Origin of the sequence: Paraclostridium sp. (assembly GCF_051657365.1) — a bacterium.
Lineage (GTDB): Bacteria > Bacillota > Clostridia > Peptostreptococcales > Peptostreptococcaceae > Paraclostridium.
In genome coordinates this window covers 21537-36948 of record NZ_JBOFKN010000131.1, presented here as the reverse complement: position 1 = coordinate 36948, position 15412 = coordinate 21537, and the positions used below count along the sequence as shown (strand labels likewise).

Annotated in this window: 15 protein-coding genes; 6 read left to right on the top strand and 9 right to left on the bottom strand. The window is 28.6% G+C overall.

Going from position 1 to position 15412, the window contains the following annotated elements; all coding sequences use genetic code 11:
• Nucleotides 1–47: 47 nt before the first annotated feature.
• Nucleotides 48–413: a hypothetical protein gene (locus ACRCYC_RS09340; RefSeq protein WP_438618855.1), complete on the top strand. Its 366-nt coding sequence runs from the start codon at nt 48–50 to the stop codon at nt 411–413.
• Nucleotides 414–523: 110 nt separating this feature from the next.
• Here the strand turns inward: ACRCYC_RS09340 and ACRCYC_RS09335 are convergent, their stop codons facing one another.
• The 3 genes from ACRCYC_RS09335 to ACRCYC_RS09325 all read right to left on the bottom strand — a co-directional run bounded on the left by ACRCYC_RS09335 (nt 524) and on the right by ACRCYC_RS09325 (nt 1615).
• Nucleotides 524–928 carry a GNAT family N-acetyltransferase gene (locus ACRCYC_RS09335; protein WP_438618854.1) on the bottom strand — a complete coding sequence of 135 codons (405 nt, stop codon included), beginning with the start codon at nt 926–928 and terminating at the stop codon, nt 524–526.
• Between the two features lie 115 nt (nt 929–1043).
• On the bottom strand, nt 1044–1247 hold the full coding sequence (locus ACRCYC_RS09330; protein WP_438618853.1) for a helix-turn-helix transcriptional regulator: 204 nt from the start codon (nt 1245–1247) through the stop codon (nt 1044–1046).
• Between the two features lie 5 nt (nt 1248–1252).
• Nucleotides 1253–1615: a DUF3796 domain-containing protein gene (locus ACRCYC_RS09325; RefSeq protein WP_438618852.1), complete on the bottom strand. Its 363-nt coding sequence runs from the start codon at nt 1613–1615 to the stop codon at nt 1253–1255.
• 258 nt (nt 1616–1873) lie between these two features.
• On the opposite strand from ACRCYC_RS09325, the gene ACRCYC_RS09320 reads away from it, so the two are divergent.
• Entirely contained in the window at nt 1874–2563 is a 690-nt protein-coding gene (locus ACRCYC_RS09320) for a metallophosphoesterase (RefSeq protein WP_438618906.1), read from the top strand.
• Between the two features lie 153 nt (nt 2564–2716).
• Here the strand turns inward: ACRCYC_RS09320 and ACRCYC_RS09315 are convergent, their stop codons facing one another.
• From ACRCYC_RS09315 to ACRCYC_RS09300, 4 genes are all read right to left on the bottom strand, one after another.
• A complete protein-coding gene (locus tag ACRCYC_RS09315; protein ID WP_438618851.1) occupies nt 2717–3433 on the bottom strand; it encodes an ABC transporter permease in 717 nt (238 codons plus the stop codon).
• The gene (locus ACRCYC_RS09310) at nt 3433–4296 is read right to left on the bottom strand and encodes an ABC transporter ATP-binding protein (protein ID WP_438618849.1); all 864 of its coding nucleotides are present in this window, start codon (nt 4294–4296) and stop codon (nt 3433–3435) included. Before ACRCYC_RS09310 ends, ACRCYC_RS09315 begins: the two co-directional genes overlap by 1 nt.
• 3 nt (nt 4297–4299) lie before the next feature.
• Nucleotides 4300–5094, bottom strand: a complete 795-nt coding sequence (locus ACRCYC_RS09305) for a MerR family transcriptional regulator (protein ID WP_438618848.1) — start codon at nt 5092–5094, stop codon at nt 4300–4302.
• 77 nt (nt 5095–5171) lie between these two features.
• Nucleotides 5172–6548 (bottom strand): glycosyltransferase family 2 protein, encoded by a 1377-nt coding sequence (locus ACRCYC_RS09300; protein ID WP_438618846.1) that lies wholly within the window; start codon nt 6546–6548, stop codon nt 5172–5174.
• 294 nt (nt 6549–6842) lie between these two features.
• Here ACRCYC_RS09300 and ACRCYC_RS09295 point away from each other — a divergent pair, with 294 nt between their 5' ends.
• The 3 genes from ACRCYC_RS09295 to ACRCYC_RS09285 all read left to right on the top strand — a co-directional run bounded on the left by ACRCYC_RS09295 (nt 6843) and on the right by ACRCYC_RS09285 (nt 11613).
• The gene (locus ACRCYC_RS09295; RefSeq protein WP_438618845.1) at nt 6843–7703 is read left to right on the top strand and encodes a tetratricopeptide repeat protein; all 861 of its coding nucleotides are present in this window, start codon (nt 6843–6845) and stop codon (nt 7701–7703) included.
• 230 nt (nt 7704–7933) lie between these two features.
• Nucleotides 7934–9784: an ABC transporter ATP-binding protein gene (locus tag ACRCYC_RS09290; RefSeq protein ID WP_438618844.1), complete on the top strand. Its 1851-nt coding sequence runs from the start codon at nt 7934–7936 to the stop codon at nt 9782–9784.
• Nucleotides 9784–11613 (top strand): ABC transporter ATP-binding protein, encoded by a 1830-nt coding sequence (locus tag ACRCYC_RS09285; protein ID WP_438618843.1) that lies wholly within the window; start codon nt 9784–9786, stop codon nt 11611–11613. Before ACRCYC_RS09290 ends, ACRCYC_RS09285 begins: the two co-directional genes overlap by 1 nt.
• Before the next feature lie 145 nt (nt 11614–11758).
• Here the strand turns inward: ACRCYC_RS09285 and ACRCYC_RS09280 are convergent, their stop codons facing one another.
• A complete protein-coding gene (locus tag ACRCYC_RS09280; RefSeq protein WP_438618842.1) occupies nt 11759–12055 on the bottom strand; it encodes a hypothetical protein in 297 nt (98 codons plus the stop codon).
• Between the two features lie 330 nt (nt 12056–12385).
• Here ACRCYC_RS09280 and rbr point away from each other — a divergent pair, with 330 nt between their 5' ends.
• Nucleotides 12386–14446: a rubrerythrin gene (gene rbr / locus ACRCYC_RS09275; RefSeq protein WP_438618841.1), complete on the top strand. Its 2061-nt coding sequence runs from the start codon at nt 12386–12388 to the stop codon at nt 14444–14446.
• 142 nt (nt 14447–14588) lie between these two features.
• Here rbr and ACRCYC_RS09270 read toward each other — a convergent pair whose 3' ends face one another.
• Nucleotides 14589–15287, bottom strand: coding sequence for a 5'-methylthioadenosine/adenosylhomocysteine nucleosidase (locus ACRCYC_RS09270; RefSeq protein ID WP_438618840.1), 699 nt, complete (start codon nt 15285–15287; stop codon nt 14589–14591).
• Nucleotides 15288–15412: the final 125 nt, after the last annotated feature.

Here is a 15412-nt window from a genome sequence, read left to right as displayed (position 1 = left end):
AGAAAAATAGTTATAATACAATAAATAGGAATTTGAGGTAAAATGTTATGGATAAATATAAAAAAGAAGAATTGGTAGAGGCGCTACAAGTTGTATCTTCAACTATTCGTAACTGTGAAAAGATACATCCGAAATTTGCGGAGGGTACATCTCAGCATACACTTCTTAAAAATAGAATAAAAGCCATGTATATTTCAAAATCATTGATAGCAGATGAAAATATTATGGATAAATATACAAAAGAAGAATTAGAGGCATCAATACCACCAGTAGCTTCAGTTATAAGTAAATGTGAAAAAGCAAAGTTAAAAGCTGTGGAGGGTACTTCTAATCATACTCGCCTTAAGAAAATTATAAATGCTATGTATGTTTCAAAATCGCTGATAACAAATGAAATTAGTAAAAGAAGCTAATTTATAAATTTATTAGATTATGAACCAACAAAGTAATAATTTCAGATTACTATTTTGTTGGTTCACAATATTTTTAAAATATTTATATAGCCTAATAGATAAATTGGAATTTATCTGATGTATGATACCATATTCATAGTCTCTAATTTTTTGAGATTAAATAATTGATAAAATTTATTAGATACGATATCTTCTATATCAGTTACAAGCATAAACATTCTTACGTTAGCATATTTTTGCATTATTGTTTTAAAAAGATATGTACCAATTCCACGTTGTTGATATTCTGGGTCAACTATTAAATCTTGAACTACTAAAATATGTTCTCCATCTCCAACACACCTAATAAAACCAATAAGTTTAAAACCATCAAATGCACCCATAGTATATAATGAATTATCAAATGATCTTATTAGTTTTTCATCATCTTTTAGATAAGAATTCCAAGATTCTTTTATATAAATATCTTTGATTGATTCAATCATTGATGAATCAACTTCCTTATAATTAATCATTAACTTAATTTCCCCCTCAAAATTTATATTTACATATTCGTTAAATAAAATTAATTATTGAGTTAATTGTAGCAGAGTTTATTATTTATCAAGTGTTCGCGAAAAGATATGTTACCTAAAATTTGAAAATAAATAATTTTTCAATCGGATTATTTAACTCATTTGAAATTCTAATAGCTAATTTAAGTGAAGGATTGTATTTAGCATTCTCTAAACGAGCTATAGTTTCTCTTCTAACATTAAATCTATTGGCTAACTCTTCTTGTGTTAATTCATTAAATTGACGATATTTCTTTAAATTAATAATAAACTTTGTCATGATATTTAGTTTCCTGTATCAAATTTATAAGTTAAAAATGCCCATAAGTTCATTGATATTGCAAAAGTAAGTGCTAGTATTAATACTTGTAATCTATAAAGTGTTATTAAATCTACGGTATATAGCCTAATTAATATACTTGCTACAATTGATATCACAAAACCTGTATACATAGCTATAGAACCGGCTCTATTTTTATTATAAATTAAGCGTTCATCTTCATGGTCGCCTAGTTTGTTCCACCAGTAAAAAGAAAAATATGCAAACCAACTGAAAGATAAAAGTTCTAATGGATCACCGTTTAATTCTTTAAAACCTAAAAAACCAAATAATACAAAGAAAATTGAATACTTATTTAAAACTTTCATAAATAAATCTCCCTTCGCTAATGTGATATATTTATATCTATATATTACATATATATCACATTGGTTTTTATATTATGACTGAGATTTAAAAAAATATATTTAAGTAGATACTTTAGACATAAATAGATATAATGAGTCATATTATAAAATTTATAAAGTTGTTATGATAAACAAAATAGATATGATATAAAATTAAATAAAAATTATAAATTTAGCTAGGAATGAAAGTGAGTATTTATAAATGGGAGTTGATGAAATATTATATATGTAATAAGTGATGTGCATGGGGAACTAGATTTATTTAAGAAGATGATAGAAAAAATAGACCTTAAAGATTCAGACACTTTATACGTATTAGGCGATTTAATTGACAGAGGGGAAAAGTCTATAGATACTTTAAGATTTGCTATGAAGCACCCTAATGTAGAATTTATAATTGGAAATCATGAAGATATGATGTGTAGTATATATACTGGGAATGTGAAATTTTTTAAGAACTGGATACGAGAGTGCAATGGGGGAGCTATAACATTAGAACAATATCATAGTTTAGATGAAAAAGAACAAATAAAGATAGAAAACTTTTTAATTGAAGCACCTTTGTATAAACTTATCGAAGTGAAAGATAAGAAGTTTTTATTGGTGCATGCAGGGATACAATCTTTAACTGAAGTTGATTTAGAAGAAGCTATAGAAAGTCAAAGTAGAAGAGACATTATTTGGATAAGAGATGAGTTTACAAAAACTCCATGTAGAAAAGACGTGACAGTGGTATTTGGGCATACTTTCACTGAAACTTTGTGTGAAGAACATAGGATTTGGTATAGTTATATTGAAGAAGATGGGATAATATATAATGATAAAATAGGAATTGATTGTGGATCTTATGAATCTAAAAAACTGGGTTGTTTAAGATTAGATGATATGAAAGAGTTTTATGTGAGTTAACTATAAATGGGGTTTGTCTCAACGGATAGCCCGATTATGGATAAATATATAAGTTTTGCTCCATGTAAGCTGAAAAGATGCTTACAAATGTCGCTAAAACTTATATATTTACCATTCGCTATCTATGTTGAGGCAGACCCACTTTTTTTATAGTTAATCTGACTTTAGATTTTTAATTTTATATATGCTAACAATAATACAAGCTAAAGATATTAATATTAGTGGCAATAAGTTACTTATATCAAACTCTGGATTACACATAGCTTTGTAGCCCCATGTTGCAGGGAATACTTTGCCAATACTTTGTAGAAAGTCTGGTAGCAAGTCTATTGGAAACATAATTCCAGAAAGCATAATTGAAGGTAAGAAAATAAATTGAGATAGCATTGTTAACTTTGAAGTGGTTTTTACAAACAATCCAAGTACAGTTCCAACAGATAAACAAGTAAATATAAATATAAAAAGATTAATAAAATAAATACAAATATTACTTGGAACAACTGCATCAAATGCAATTGGAGCAACAAAAAAAATAAATAATGTCATTATAAATAGATGAATAAAACTAGAGATGAAGTTATTTATGATTACCGTCCAAAGAGGAATATTTCCTACTAGATAAGACTTTTTTATAGAACTATTGAAAAACTCTACCAAAGGATTTGGAGAACCAATAATTGCTCCCATAGTAACACCAAAGATTGTCATAGATGCAATTATAGTTTTATAAGCAATAGGGTCAATAGATGTGAATATACCTCCCATAAAGCAAAAGAATACAATAGGTACAACGTAGTAAGTTAATAATATTCCTTTATTTCTTAAATCCAGTTTCCATTGAATTAATATACCATATAAAAATGCATTCATTATTTATCCCCCCTCGCAATATCCATAAAACATTCTTCCAAGCTTGCGTGTTCTATTTTTATATCAGAAATAGATATATTTTGAGCTTTAGAGAAATTAAGTAATTCTAAAAGACCATCATCAATTTTACTACATTCAAAAATGAAATAGCCTTGAATTTCATCAATATAAGTACAAAATGAAAGCTCATTTAATGAAATAGGTGAACTTAACTTTAATTTGATTGAGTAAATATTTTTCATATTTGATTTAAGTTCATTCATGTTACCGTTAAAAGCGATTTCCCCATTGTTTAAAATAATTAACTTATCACATAAAGATTCTACTTCTGCCATATCATGACTAGCTATAACTATTGTTTTACCTTCACTTTTTAACTTGCTAATTTCCTTATGAAGAGAAACTCTACCTTCTACATCCAAGCCTGCTGTTGGTTCATCTAAAAATATAATATCTGGATTACCAGTCATTGCCAAAGCTAGATGCAATCGTCGTTTCTGACCTGTAGATATTTCTTTGTACTGCTTATTTAAAATATTTTTAAGACCTAATCTATAAGCTAAATTCATATCTATAGAAGTGTGATTCCATTTTGCAAATAGATTTAAGGCTTCAATACACTTTATATGTTCAGGTAGTGAAGAAGATTGTAGTTGAACTCCTATTTTACCATTTATAGAAATTTGATCACTACTAAATTTTCTTATACCTTCCATACATTCAAGCGTGGTAGTTTTACCAGCACCATTTGTACCAAGTAACGCAAAGATAGTTCCTTTTTCTATTTCAAAAGAGATATTTTTAAGTACTGTATTATTATTATATTGCTTTTGTAAATTAGAAATTTTAATTATAGGATTCATATTTTACACACTCCCCATTTCAGCAATCATTATATTTTCCTTTATAAAGTAAGCTTCCAGCGCAGTACCAATAAAGTCGTCGATAAACTGTTGTTTAGCTGAGAAACTCTCATCCCAATTTTCTTTGCTTTCATTAAACTTCATAAGTTCTGGCAATATACTCATATCACCACCTGTAAAGTCGTTTATCATATCCCACCATTCTTTAGCCAACATAATACCTTGTTCACTACTTGGCAATACTCCTTGTTTTTTTAATAAAACTGCTTTATCCAGTATAGTTGAATATTTTTCAAAAAGTTTTAATCCATCCTCTTCATTATCTTTAAAACGTTCACGCATATGGTTAGACAATTTATCATCAAATAGTTTTACTACCCAGTAATTTTCATTTTCTTGTTTTATAAGAGAAATTATATCTGCATACTTGGAAAAATCAACTTTGTTTATTTGAAGGACTTCAGATTGAAGTGCTTTAGTAGCCAAAAGAGCAGAGTTTAAATTTTCTATTTGATTTTTTATAATTTCACTTTGTTGTTCAAGTATTTTAGATACCTCTATAGGGTCATCAAGTGAAAATAGTTTACCTTTTATTTCATCTAAAGAAAATCCTAAATATTTTAAGGATAATATTTGATGAAGCTTTACAATATCTTTTTTAGTATAAAGTCTTCTACCGCCTTCGCTTTTAGCTGAAGGATTAAGTAAACCTTCTTTATCATAATATTGTAGGGTACGTACGGTTACATCCATTTTTTTAGCAAGTTCTCCAACTGTTAAAAGTTCTTTGTTTTTCATATCCCCACCTCCATACTATTATCCTAACATATGACGCTACGTCACAAACAACAACTTTTTAAAAAATAAAAAAAGAGTTATTTCCAAACTCTTTTTGCACCAAATAGTTCCTGGACGTAACCGTATAAAGAAACAGGAGCCATAATCATTTGATAAAATAGTAAAAATAAAGCAAATCCAAGTATATTCCTTCTAACTTTTAGATTTAAGTTTTTAAAAACAACATTATATTGAAAGTGATATAAGATAGTAAAGCTTAGTAGTGTAAGAGGTAACACTAAAAGCATCATTGGTCCAACTATAGCATAATTACCTAGAAATAATGCTAAATATAATCCCGGTATCCAAAAGAATGTGTAACTAAAGTCCATATATGGAATAATAAAATCTATTCCAGTAGAGAACTTACAAAATATAGAAGGTTGTTGCCAAGGTTTTACTTCTCGAAGACCTTCTATCATACCTCTAGCCCATCTTGAACGTTGCTTTGCAAAGTGGGAAAGCTTAGTGGGTACATCTGTAAAAGCTACAGCCATTGGTTCAAAATAAACTTTTTTATTTTCAGCAAGCATCTTCCAAGTAAGGACAATATCTTCTCCTATTGCATCCGACCAACCACCTAATTTAGAAACCGTATCTGTCTTATATACAGAGAAAGCTCCTTGAGCAACCAGTGTACCTTGATATAAGCCTTGCATTCTTTTAACTGATGCAATACTTAAAAAGTAATCCCACTCTTGAATTTTTGCTAATAAATTATCACGACTGTTTCTTACTAGCATAGAACCTGCAACTGCACAAACATCTGGTGAAGAAGCTTTGATTCTAGAAACTAAATACCCAATAGAGTGTTTGTGTATTATAGTATCTGCATCTAAAGTTATAACGAATTCTGTTTTAACATGTTTTAATCCATAATTAAGAGCATTGAATTTACCTGGATTTGGTTCTTTTAATAAGAGAATTTCCATGTCTAATTCTTTTATCGCCCTTTTAACTTCTAGACTAGTATTATCACTTGAGTTATTATCAATTACTATTGTGTATATATTGCCACTATAGTTCTGGGTTTTAACATATTTTAGAGTATTAAAAATACCGGACTCTTCGTTATAAGCAGAAATCAAAAGTGTTATATCGTCATTAACAATAGTAGGGTCTTTTATTTTAGGTTGTCTATCTGATAATAAACTTACTATTAAAAATGTATTCATAAAACCGGGAACAAAGGCAATTCCACCCACTATAAAAGTTGCTCCTAGTGGAGAAAAAACAATAGCTAAATCCTTAATCCAAGGTTTGGAAAATTCAAATGCTATTAAAGTTAATATAGTAGCTATTATTATATTCATGAAGAATTTTGTTTTTACATTTATATAAAACTTTGAGTGAACTTTATCTACCAATAGATGATGATTTAATATATTTTCATTTTTATTTATTACTTTTTCCATATTTTCAAAACCACCTTAAAATTATATGTTAATATATCGTGTCAGACATTAAATAATAAGTGAAAATGGAATAGGATACTAGCGTAAATGGAACCCAAAAAATGAATTAAAAGGAAATATAATAAATGTTCTATGGATATAACGTTTTTCATATTAAATAAAGTGGAATTTTTCGAAAAAATAAAAATGTTTAGGATATATATTGAAGGTTATTGTAATTAGAATATAGAAATAAAGTAGTATATAACAGTTATTATTAAAGGATTTATATTAATTTAAAAAGAGGTGAGTAAAATGGATTATAAAGATTATTTAGAAGAAGTTAAAGATTTATTATGGTCAACTTGGGAGACTAAGGAAATAGGGTCTAATGATTTTAAATTGATTAAAGAAAAATTGCTTCAACTATACAAACAAACTAAAGACTCTGAGTGTTTGGCAATAATATCAGAACTACATATACATAAGTCTAACTCGCATAAAAGGAAAGCAAAAGATTTTGCCCTAGAGGGGTTAAATGAAAATTGTAATGATACTTTCTTGCATGGCAATTACACTATAGCATCTAATGGAGCTTGGAGGGATTTCATAAAAATAAATCACAATTTTTTAATTGAATTTTATAAGGAGTTTATAAAAAATCATCCAGAGGTTTTTATTGCTAGAGTAATTTTGATTGAAAATCTAATAGACAATTATAGATTTGAGGAAGCGCATGAAGAAATTCATAAGGCTTGTAAATTATCTGATGAAAGAGCTCATTTATTAGAAATTTACAAAGGTGAGATGTTATATAAAAAAGGAAAACATGATGAAGCTATAGAACTTTGGAATCAAACTTGTAAAAATAACCCTGAAAACTATAAATGCTATATGTCGGTTGGAAATCAATTTGCAAGTTTTGCAAGATATGAAGAAGCAATAGAGTATTATAAAAAGTCTTTCTTGATACAAGTTGCTCCTAGAAAATTAGATGCATTACTTGCTATAGTTAGTGTTTATGAAATATTAAAAAATTACGAAGAAGCTTTAAAGTTTACAAATTTAATAATAAAAGCTTATGAAACTGATTACAATGTTTTAGAGGGAGAGGAATTAAAGCCTTATTTAGAAGATAAAAAAAGGTTTGAAAAAATTATTAATCTAGAAAAATAAATTAAAAAAGATAAGTTTACTGGGGTAGATTGAGGTTGTATAGCAATCTAAGGAAACGTTAAAGCCGCGCGCTTAGGCTTTAGTGAAGTAAGATGCTACACAACCTCAATCTCTTTTTTGATAAACAGTTTTTTGAGTATAGTCATATAAAAAATAGGTATTATTTTTATTAATATTACATATAAACACATAGAGATTATATGTAATTTCATGAAGAAAGGAGGACATATATGAAAGATAAGAAATTAAAACTAAAAATGATAATAGAATCGACCCAAGGACTTAAAAAATATTTTGTTATCGCAGTAATAACAACTATATTAGGAATAGGATTTAACTATCTTACTCCACAAGTAATAAGATTTACAGTTGACTCAATAATTGGAGACACTCCACTTAATTTACCTAATTATTTTTTAAATATTATAGATAAAGTAGGTGGGCGAGAATTTTTAAGACAAAATTTGTATATACCAGCAATGATAGGAGTAATATGTTCTATTTTATCGGGGATTTGTAATTACTTTTACAAGGTATATATGGCAAAGGCCTCGGATGGGACTATAAAGAATTTAAGAGATAAACTATACGGTCATATAAGCAGACTTCCATTTAGTTGGCATATGAAAAATCCAACAGGAGATATTATCCAAAGATGTACCTCTGATATGGAAGTGGTAAAAAGCTTTTTAGGAATTCAGTTGTTAGAGTTTATAAGAATAATTTTTCTAATAGTAATTTCTCTTACTATAATGTTTTCTATGAATGTAAAATTATCATTAATAGCAGTAGGTTTTATATTAATAGTAATAACTTATTCTGTAATATTTTACAGCCTTATACAAAAGAAGTTTAAAGTTGCAGACGAAGCAGAAGGTGAGTTATCATCCCTTGTACAAGAAAACTTTACAGGGGTAAGAGTTGTAAGAGCTTTTGGTAGACAGTCTTATGAAATTGAACGATTTGATGAAAAAAATATAGGCTTTTCCAGACTATGGATTAAGCTTGGTAATGTACTTAGTTTCTATTGGGGTATAGGCGATTTGTTTTCAGGACTTCAAGTTATGTCTATAGTTGTATTTGGTTGTTTTGAAACAGTTTCTGGCGCTTTGACACTAGGAGAACTTTTAGCATTTATATTCTATAATTCTATGTTGGTTTGGCCAGTTAGATCTCTTGGAAGAATAATATCTGAAATGGGTAAAGCAGGAGTATCTATAAATCGTATTGGAGAAATATTTGATGCCGAGGAAGAAAAAGATAGTGAAAATGCTATTACTTTGGATATGAAGGGTGATATAGAATTTAAAAATGTGAAATTTGATTATTATGGAACTAAACCTGTGCTTAAAGATGTTTCATTTAAAATAGAAAAAGGAAGTACTTTTGGTATTTTAGGAGGTACTGGTTCTGGAAAATCTACAATAGTACATTTATTAAATAGATTATATAACTTAGAAGAAAATTGTGGTGAAATTTTAATAAATGGATCAAATATAAATAATATAAAGCTTGATTATTTAAGACATAATGTAGGGGTAGTACTACAAGAACCTTTCTTGTTTTCAAAAACTATAAAACAAAATATAAATATAGCATCTAAATTTGATGAAGATGAAAACTTTGAAGCTGTTAAACATGTTTCTAGGGTTTCTCATGTTCATGAAAATATTCTAGGCTTTACTAGAGGTTATGACACTATAGTGGGAGAAAGAGGAGTAACTTTATCTGGGGGACAAAAACAAAGGGTTGCTATAGCTAGGACTTTAATAAAAAATAGTCCTATAATAGTATTTGACGATTCATTGTCTGCAGTAGATACAGAAACAGATGCAAAGATTAGACAGGAGTTAAAAACTCATGTAAAAGATAGTACTGTAATAATAATATCACATCGAATAACTACTCTTATGAGTTGCGATAATATTATTGTTTTAGATGATGGAAAGATAATAGAAAGTGGCAATCATGAAGCTTTAATAAAAACTGATGGAATTTATAAAAAAGTTTATGATATGCAATCTAGTGTAGAAAGTGAACTAACAGACACCTTAAATGAAGACGCAGGGGGTGAAAAATAATGAGTTACGAGGAAGAAGAATATAAAAAAAGTTTTTCTATAAAAATATGGGCAAAGTTAAAACCTTTTTTAGCACAATATAAGTTTTATCTTATATTTGCTATATTAGCTAACTTGTTTGTTGCTTTTATAGATGTAATGTTTCCACTTTTTCAAAAATATGCAATAGATAAATTTATAGCTCCTATGAGTACAAAGGGTATTGATAAGTTTACTATTGTATATGTTGCGGCTATAGTTTTACAAGTAATATTTGTAATAATATTTACAAGGTTTTCGATGTATTTAGATTTGAACATAGGTAAAGATTTGAAAAGAGCTACATTTATGCACTTACAAAAACTATCTTTTTCATATTATAACACTACACCAGTAGGATATATAATAGCTAGGGTAATGAGTGATACTAATAAAATTGGATCTATGCTAGCTTGGGGACTTGTGGATTTATTTTGGTCGGGAACTTATGTACTTGGAGTATTTGTAGCTATGTTTATGCTAAATGCAAAATTGGCTATGTATGTAATAGCTATAGTTCCTTTTATAGCTATTCTTACTGTTTATTTTCAAAATAAGATTTTAAATGTGAATAGAGATGTAAGAAAAATAAATTCTAAGATAACAGGTGCATTTAATGAAGGTATCACCGGATCTGTTACTTCTAAGACTCTTGTAATAGAAGATAAAAATTTGGAGGAGTTTTCTAAAGTAACAAACAAGATGTATAAAACAAGTATAAGAGCAACAAGATTAAATGCTATATATATGCCCATTATAATGTTTTTTAGTTCTTTAGCTGTGGCTTTTGTGCTTGCAAAGGGCGGTAATTTAGTTACAAAGGATTTAATGGAGATAGGGACTTTATCAGCATTTATATCTTATGCTATAAGTATATTTGAACCAATTCAGCAGTTGGCTAAGAATATATCTGAATTTATATCGACTCAAGCAAATATTGAAAGGGTTTTTGGGTTGTTAGATAAAGCTCCAGATATTGTTGATAGTGAAGATGTAATTGAAAAATATGGAGATTCTTTTAATCCTAAAAGAGAAAACTGGGAGAAAATTAAAGGGGATATAGAGTTTAAGGATGTGTATTTTAAGTATCCTGATGGAGATGAGTATATTTATGAAAACTTTAATTTTAAGATACCAGCAGGGACTACGGTAGCTTTGGTTGGAGAAACTGGAGCAGGTAAGAGTACTTTGGTTAATTTGGCCTGTAGGTTTTTTGAGCCAACTAAGGGAACTGTATTAATTGATGGAAAGGATTATAGAGATAGATCTCAGTTATGGTTGCATAATAATATTGGTTATGTGCTTCAAGATCCACATTTATTTTCGGGGACTATAAGGGAGAACATTCGTTATGGAAAGCTTGATGCAAGTGATGAAGAGGTAGAGAGTGCGGCTAAGATTGTATCAGCTCATAAGATTATTATGGGGATGGAGAAGGGTTATGATTCTCAGGTAGGGGAGAGCGGTTCTAATTTGTCAACTGGTGAGAAACAGCTTATATCTTTTGCTAGGGCGGTGCTTGCAAATCCTAGGATTTTTGTGCTTGATGAGGCTACCTCTTCTATAGATACTGAGACTGAGCAGGTTATTCAAAATGCTATTTCTAGTTTGCTTGAGGATAGGACTTCTTTTTTGGTTGCTCATAGGTTATCTACGATAAGAAAGGCAGATATTATTTTGGTGGTTAGAAATGGTAAGATTGTGGAGAAGGGAAGTCATAAGGAACTGTTGAGGCAAAAGAAGTATTATTATTCTTTGTATGTTAAGCAGTTTGAAGAGGAAGTTGGAGCAAATGTTTTTGGGGAAAAGTAGAGTGTAGATTATATAGAAAATATGTTTTTGAAAGGGTGGCTTCGGTGAGTCTTAGATTGATATACAACCTAAAACTCACTTGCCACCTTTTTGTGTTACATATTTACATGTATACTCTTATACAAAACTGGTATCGCCGCTTAGATTAGATTACTAATAATGATATTCTTGAGATTAAATAATAGGCTAGGACTGATATAAGCATAAGTGATGAGCCTTTTATTCTGTATGTATTTAATATTATGTCTTTACCGTTATTTTTGCTTTTTATTGCATTGTATATATTACATATATTTGCGGTTATGTATGCTATTGTACTTATTAAAGATGCAGTGTTTGAGTTTTGAATTATTATTACATTTTTTATTGAAAAGTATATAGTTAGTATTGATATGAAAATTGAAAAGTAATAAAATAATTTTCCCCATTTGTTGTTATTCATCAATATTGCCCCCTTTTTTCAAGCATTTGAATTATATTACATTATACTATATATAGAGAGGTTTTTAAATTAGGGTATGTTAAGTTGGCTTCGGTGAGTTTGAGGTTATTTAACAAAGAGCAAAAAAGAAACTTAATATAGAAGTAAGAATGGTTTTTGAAAATATTTTAAACAGAATCTATGATTTGATTAAACTTTAGAAAATATAAAAAAGGAAAAAAATGTTAAAAAAGTTTATTTGAGCAATTTATAGGGTATAAGTATATATGTTCATATAATTATTTAAATATATTTGGACATAGAATCTAAATTTAAAAGAAAGGAGTCCAAATGAGTAAACATTTATCAACCAATATTAGAGTTGCAATTGAAAAGGATAATCCTTCGATTTGCAGAGATGAAGAAAAGTGTATACAGTGTGGTATGTGTAAAAATATTTGTACAGATTACATAGGTGTAAATGGAAATTATTCATTAGAAGATACTAATGATGTTGCGGTATGTATTAATTGTGGTCAGTGCGCAAATGTGTGCCCTCAATCAAGTATTACAGAAGTTTATGATTATAAAAAAGTTGAATCTGTAATAAATAGTAAAGATAAAATAGTTATAGTTTCTACATCACCGGCAGTTAGAGTATCACTTGGTGAAGAATTTAACATGAGTGATGGAAGTTTTGTTGAAGGAAAAATGGTATCATTACTTCGTAAGTTAGGTGCTAATTATGTTCTAGATACAAATTTTGCAGCAGACTTAACTATAGTTGAGGAAGCAAGTGAGTTGTTAGAACGTATAACTTCTCAAAATAAACCTTTACCACAGTTTACAAGTTGTTGCCCAGCATGGGTAAAATATGCAGAAACATTTCACCCTGATATATTAGATCATATTTCAACTTCAAAGAGTCCAATTGGAATGCAAGGTCCAACTATAAAAACATATTTTGCAAATAAAATGGGTATAGATCCATCAAAAATTGTAAATGTAGCTTTAACACCTTGTACTGCAAAAAAATTTGAAATTAAAAGAGATGAAATGAATGCATCTGGAAAATATTATGATGTAGATGAAATGCGTGATATGGATTATGTTATAACTACAAGAGAGTTAGCTATTTGGGCAAAAGAACATAATATTGATTTTAATGATTTGGAAGATAGCGATTATGATAATTTAATGGGTAAATCTTCAGGAGCTGGTGTTATATTTGCTAATACAGGTGGTGTTATGGAAGCAGCACTTAGAACAGCATATACATATATAACTAAAGAAGAGCCACCAACATTATTTTATGACCTACAAACTATAAGAGGTTTGGAAGGAACTCGTGAAGCTACTTTAAAAATCAATGGAATGGATATAAATGTTGCAGTAGTCTATGGAACTAAAAATGCATCTAAGTTTATTGAAAAAATGAAAAATGGAAAAAAACAATATCATTTTGTTGAAGTAATGACTTGCCCTGGAGGGTGTATCGGTGGAGGTGGACAACCAAAAGATATACAATTTAAAGGCAATGATCTTAGAGAGAAACGTATCAATGGACTTTATAAAAGAGATTCTGAAATGAAAGTCCGTTTAAGTCATGAAAATGAAGAAATAAAAGAGCTTTACAAAGAATTTTATGGGAAACCATTAAGTGAACTTGCAGAAAAAATATTACATACAACTTACTTTGATAAAAGTAAAGACCTAGGAGGAAGTAAAATGAGTACATCAGTAAAATATCGTTGTTCAGTATGTGGATATATCCATGAAGGAGAATTACCAGAAGGGTTTACATGTCCAGTATGTAAAAACCCTGCTTCAGTATTTGTAAAAATAGAAGAACAAGCATCAGAAAGTAGTGAATCAGCTACAAAATATAAAGGAACTAAAACAGAAAAGAATTTAATGGAAGCTTTAGCAGGAGAATCAATTGCTAGAAATAAATACACATTCTTTGCAGATGTAGCTAAAAATGAAGGATACGAGCAAATGTATCAAATATTCTTAAAAACAGCAGGAAATGAAAGAGAGCATTCTAAATTATGGTTTAAAGAACTTGGAAAATTAGGAGATACTAAACAAAATCTTCTTCATGGTGCTGAAGGAGAGCATTATGAATGGACAGATATGTATGCTAGATTTGCAAAAGATGCTGAAGAAGAAGGTTTCTTTGATTTAGCAGAAAAATTTATACAAGTTGGAAAAATAGAAAGATCTCATGAAGATAGATATCGTAAACTTTTAAATAATGTTGAAATGAAAGCTGTATTTGAAAAATCAGAAGAAAAAATGTGGGAATGTTTAAATTGTGGACACCTTGTAATGGGTAGAAAAGCTCCAGAAGTATGTCCTGTATGTATGTATTCTCAAGGATTCTTTGAAGTAAGAGCTGAAAATTATTAAGATAAAATGATGACACTATTGAATTAAAACCAAATTTGGTTCACTGGTTTCATTATTTTAACTAAAAAAATAAATTTAATAAATAAAAGACAAGACTTAAACTAAGTCTTGTCTTTTATTTATATAAAGTGAAACTTTAATACTAATTAGTTTTATCTAAAATATCTAAAATATTTAAGACTAAAATAGCTGAATTATTAGCTGATATTTGTTCGAAATCTATTATAGAGTTTGTAGAATCATCATCTGCATTATCTGAGATACTTCTAATAATTAAAAATGGTATGCTATTTATATATGCAACATGACCAATTGCAGAACCTTCCATTTCAACGCAATGAGGAGAATGTTCTTTAATTATTAAATTTCTTAAATTACAATCTGAAATAAATGATTCTCCACTAACTATTTTTCCAATGTGATAATTAAACTTAATCGATTCTATATTTTGATAGGCTTTTATTGCTGTTTCTATTAAAAATTTATCTGATTCAAATTCTTCTTTAAACGGGAACCAGCTTATCATTTGAGATTTACGAACATCATGATGTGCTACATTATTTGAAATAACTATATCACATATTTTTACGGACTCACTTAGACTACCTGCAATACCTGTATTTATTATATGTGTAACCTTAAATTTATCTATAAGTATTTGAGTGCAACTAGCTGCATTAACTTTTCCAATACTACAAGAAGTTAGTATTACTTTTATATTTTCTTTGTTACAAATATAAAATTTAAATCCTGCATACTCTTCTTCAACTATCATTTTTAAATTATCTTTTATAAGATTTATTTCAATAGGCATTGCTCCTATTATTCCAATTATCTTCAATAAAATCTCCCCCTTTTTAGAAATTATAGCACTGTATATTTAATTAATAAACATAATTCACGATAAAGTGAAAGATTTAGGAGTAAATATAGGTTAACCAAATTTGATTATAGATTTGTAAAGTT

Excerpts from the sequence above, each read along its gene's own strand:
- ACRCYC_RS09340 (WP_438618855.1), top strand. The coding sequence starts at position 48 with ATGGATAAATATAAAAAAGAAGAATTGGTAGAGGCGCTACAAGTTGTA.
- ACRCYC_RS09335 (WP_438618854.1), bottom strand. The coding sequence starts at position 928 with ATGATTAATTATAAGGAAGTTGATTCATCAATGATTGAATCAATCAAA.
- ACRCYC_RS09330 (WP_438618853.1), bottom strand. The coding sequence starts at position 1,247 with ATGACAAAGTTTATTATTAATTTAAAGAAATATCGTCAATTTAATGAA.
- ACRCYC_RS09325 (WP_438618852.1), bottom strand. The coding sequence starts at position 1,615 with ATGAAAGTTTTAAATAAGTATTCAATTTTCTTTGTATTATTTGGTTTT.
- ACRCYC_RS09315 (WP_438618851.1), bottom strand. The coding sequence starts at position 3,433 with ATGAATGCATTTTTATATGGTATATTAATTCAATGGAAACTGGATTTA.
- ACRCYC_RS09310 (WP_438618849.1), bottom strand. The coding sequence starts at position 4,296 with ATGAATCCTATAATTAAAATTTCTAATTTACAAAAGCAATATAATAAT.
- ACRCYC_RS09305 (WP_438618848.1), bottom strand. The coding sequence starts at position 5,094 with ATGAAAAACAAAGAACTTTTAACAGTTGGAGAACTTGCTAAAAAAATG.
- ACRCYC_RS09300 (WP_438618846.1), bottom strand. The coding sequence starts at position 6,548 with ATGGAAAAAGTAATAAATAAAAATGAAAATATATTAAATCATCATCTA.
- ACRCYC_RS09295 (WP_438618845.1), top strand. The coding sequence starts at position 6,843 with ATGGATTATAAAGATTATTTAGAAGAAGTTAAAGATTTATTATGGTCA.
- ACRCYC_RS09290 (WP_438618844.1), top strand. The coding sequence starts at position 7,934 with ATGAAAGATAAGAAATTAAAACTAAAAATGATAATAGAATCGACCCAA.
- ACRCYC_RS09285 (WP_438618843.1), top strand. The coding sequence starts at position 9,784 with ATGAGTTACGAGGAAGAAGAATATAAAAAAAGTTTTTCTATAAAAATA.
- ACRCYC_RS09280 (WP_438618842.1), bottom strand. The coding sequence starts at position 12,055 with ATGAATAACAACAAATGGGGAAAATTATTTTATTACTTTTCAATTTTC.
- rbr (WP_438618841.1), top strand. The coding sequence starts at position 12,386 with ATGAGTAAACATTTATCAACCAATATTAGAGTTGCAATTGAAAAGGAT.